This is a genomic window from Pseudomonas sp. PA-1-6B, from assembly GCF_021609545.1.
Classification (GTDB): domain Bacteria; phylum Pseudomonadota; class Gammaproteobacteria; order Pseudomonadales; family Pseudomonadaceae; genus Aquipseudomonas; species Aquipseudomonas fluorescens_BV.
Map to the genome: position 1 here is coordinate 1 of NZ_WJZM01000106.1, position 3,634 is coordinate 3,634.

Sequence of the window (3,634 nt, forward strand, 5' to 3'; positions counted from 1 at the left end):
CACTGGCGGATTACGGGCACACCGAGCCTAGGCGAGGTGCCGAGTGGTGGGGCAAGAGCGTTTTGCTTACTTTTGCGCTTTTCAAAAGTGAGCCGCTGTCAGAGCGGAACCCTAGGTGGCCGTTACCGCAGCAATGGATATGTACGCATTCCAACCCAACTAAATGGTCGACCAGAAGGCCGCCATCGCAGGCAAGCCAGCTCCCACATTTGGACCGAGGGGTGTCAGGTAGACAGGGGTCGGCTGTCAGGTCTTTACCCAGGCCAGCGTCAGCGCGCAACCATATTTGTACTCAATCAAGAAGCCAACCATGCAAACGTCTAAACTCCGCAAAATCGGCATTCTGGCTTCAGTGGCCGTCGCAATCGGCCTGGCCATCTACACCGTAAACGCCCCCGCCGACGCCCCCCAATACCTCACCGCGACCGCCGAACGCGGCGATATCGAAAACGCGGTATTGGCCACCGGCCTGCTCGAAGGCGTCAAACAAGTCGACGTCGGTGCCCAGGTCTCTGGCCAGCTCAAGTCGCTGAAAGTCAAAGTTGGCGACAAGGTAAAGAAGGGCCAATGGCTGGCTGAAATCGACCCCTTGATCCTGCAGAACACCCTGCGCAAAGCCCAGGTCGATGAAGAAAACCTCCAGGCCCAACGCCGGGCGACGGCCGCGCAGCTCAAGCAGGCCAGGTCCGTATATGAGCGCTACAAAGGCTTGCAGGCCGATGAGTCGGTGTCGCGCCAGGATTTCGAAGACGCCGAATCGACCTACCAGGTGCAGCAGGCCAACCTGCTGTCCCTGGACGCACAGATCAAAAGCGCGCACATCCAGATCGACACCGCCAAGGTCAACCTGGCCTATACCCGCATCAACGCTCCCATCGACGGCGACGTGGTGGGCATCGTCACCCAGGAAGGCCAGACCGTGATTGCCAGCCAGTTGGCGCCCGTGCTGCTCAAGCTGGCAGACCTGGACACCATGACCGTCAAGGCCCAAGTGTCGGAAGCGGATGTGATTCATATCAGCCCCGGCCAGCAGGTGTACTTCACCATTCTCGGCGAGGCGGACAAGCGCTATTACGCCAAGCTGCGCGGCACCGAGCCGGCGCCGCAGAACTTCCTGGAAACCCAGACCGCCGGTACACCGAAGCAAAACACCGCGGTGTTTTACAACGCGCTGTTCGACGTGCCCAACCCAGAGCACCGCCTGCGCATCGCCATGACCGCCCAGGTGCGCATCGTGCTCGACACCGCCCAGGCCGCGCTGATGGTGCCCGTGGCGGCGCTGGGCGTGCGCAATGCCGATGGCCGCTACGAAGTGCGGGTGCTGGATGCCAAGGGCAAGGCGGTCGCCCGCACGGTGAAGACCGGTATCAATAACAACGTCAAGGTGCAGATCCTGGACGGCCTGGCCGAGGGCGATACCGTGGTGATCGGTGATGCTACACCTGACGTGGCGGGGAGTTGAGTCATGACCCAGCCTCTGTTGGAACTCAAGGGCATCACCCGCAGCTTCATGGCCGGCGAGCGTGAGTTCATCGCGCTCAAGGGCATCGACCTGACCATCCATGCCGGGGAAATGCTGGCGATTATCGGCGCCTCCGGTTCGGGTAAATCGACCCTGATGAACATCCTCGGTGGCCTGGATTACGCCACCGCCGGCAGCTACAAGATCAATGGCATCGAAACCCGCTCCCTGGGCGATGAGCAACTGGCAGAGCTGCGGCGCGATTACTTCGGGTTTATCTTCCAGCGTTACCATTTGCTCGCGCACCTGAGCGCTTTGCACAACGTGGAGATGCCGGCGATCTACGCCGGCACCTCGCAAAGCCAGCGCCATAGCCGCGCCGGGGAACTGCTGGCACGCCTGGGCCTGTCGGGCCACACCAGCCATCGGCCCAGCCAACTGTCTGGCGGTCAACAGCAGCGGGTGAGTATCGCGCGGGCCTTGATGAATGGCGGTGAAGTGATCCTGGCCGACGAACCCACCGGCGCCCTCGACACCCACAGCGGCAAGGAGGTGATGCGCATCCTCGCCGAACTGCACGCGGCGGGGCACACGGTGATTATCGTCACCCACGACCCCAAAGTCGCGGCGAACGCCCAGCGCATTGTCGAGGTGTGTGATGGCGAGATCATCAGCGACAAGGCCAACGACAGCGTTGGCCTGGAATTGCCCGTCGAGGCGCCGGTCGAGCCCCGACGCAGCGGGGCGCGGCGCCTGGTGGCGAGCCTGGGGCTGTTCAAGGAAGCGTTCAACATGGCGTGGGTGGCGCTGATCTCCCACCGCATGCGCACCTTGCTGACCATGCTCGGGATTGTCATCGGCATCACCTCGGTGGTGTCGATCTCGGCCATCGGCGAAGGCGCCAAGCGCTATGTGCTCAAGGACATCCAGGCGATTGGCAGCAACACCATCGATATCTTTTCCGGCACCAGCTTTGGCGACAGTCGAGCCTCGGCGATCCAGACGCTGATGCCCTCGGATGTGGACGCGCTGAACCAGCTGTATTACGTCGACAGCGCCACGCCGGTGGTGGGCCGCAACCTGATGCTGCGCTTTGGCAACATCGACGTGGATGCACAGGTCAATGGTGTCAGTGACCGCTACTTCAAGGTCAAGGGCCTCAAGCTTGAAGCCGGCATTGCCTTCAGCGAAAGCGATGCGCGGCGCCAGGCCCAGGTGGTGGTGATCGACCACAATACTCGCCAGCGCCTGTTCGGGCCCAACATCGACCCGCTGGGCCAGGTGATCCTGATAGGCAACCTGCCGTGCACGGTGATCGGGGTGACGGCGGACAATAAAAACATGTTTGCCGCCAGCAAGGCCCTGAACGTGTGGGTGCCATACGAAACCGCGGCGGGCCGTCTGCTGGGCCAGCGTCATCTGGACAGCATCACCGTGCGGATCAAGGACGGCCAGCCGAGCAAGGTGGTGGAAGACAACGTCAATAAGCTCATGCTGCAACGCCACGGCACCAAGGATTTCTTCACCAACAACCTCGACAGCATCATGCAGACGGTGCAGAAAACCAGCCGCTCCCTCGCGCTGTTGCTGTCGTTGATTGCGGTGATTTCTTTGCTGGTGGGCGGTATTGGTGTGATGAATATCATGCTGGTGTCGGTCACCGAGCGCACCCGTGAAATCGGGATTCGCATGGCGGTGGGGGCGCGGCAATCGGATATTCGCCAGCAGTTTCTGGTGGAGGCGGTGATGGTGTGCCTGATCGGCGGGGTCATCGGGATCTCGTTGTCCTACGCCATCGGCTACCTGTTTTCGCTGTTTGTGAAGGAGTGGGAGATGGTGTTTTCGGTGGGCTCGATCATTACCGCGTTTGCCTGTTCGACGTTGATCGGCATTGTGTTTGGTTTTGTACCGGCGCGGAATGCGGCGCGGTTGGACCCGATAGAAGCACTGGCCCGGGACTGATCCGGACCACCCAACGGCGCTCAAACCTGTGGGAGCTGGCTTGCCTGCGATAGCGGCGTGACAGCCTCCCCAGAGTTGCTGACCCACCGCTATCGCAGCATAGGTATCTACACAACTTCGGCACGACGCTAAATCTGTGGCGAGGGAGCTTGCTCCCGTGACGGCCTGGCAGCCGACACAGATATAACTGATGCCCCGCGATCCAATGTG

The 3,634-nt window shown here is 61.4% G+C and carries 2 protein-coding genes; both read left to right on the forward strand.

From position 1 onward, the window contains the following. Positions 1-310 precede the first annotated feature (310 nt). Positions 311-1,462, forward strand: coding sequence for a macrolide transporter subunit MacA (gene macA / locus GIV35_RS26980; RefSeq protein ID WP_236265877.1), 1,152 nt, complete (start codon positions 311-313; stop codon positions 1,460-1,462). 3 nt (positions 1,463-1,465) lie between these two features. Continuing rightward, entirely contained in the window at positions 1,466-3,424 is a 1,959-nt protein-coding gene (locus GIV35_RS26985) for a MacB family efflux pump subunit (protein ID WP_236265876.1), read from the forward strand. Positions 3,425-3,634 lie beyond the last annotated feature (210 nt).

Bases quoted from the DNA above. Each gene is read 5' to 3' on its own strand.
- GIV35_RS26985 (WP_236265876.1), top strand. From the start codon at position 1,466: ATGACCCAGCCTCTGTTGGAACTCAAGGGCATCACCCGCAGCTTCATG.
- macA (WP_236265877.1), top strand. From the start codon at position 311: ATGCAAACGTCTAAACTCCGCAAAATCGGCATTCTGGCTTCAGTGGCC.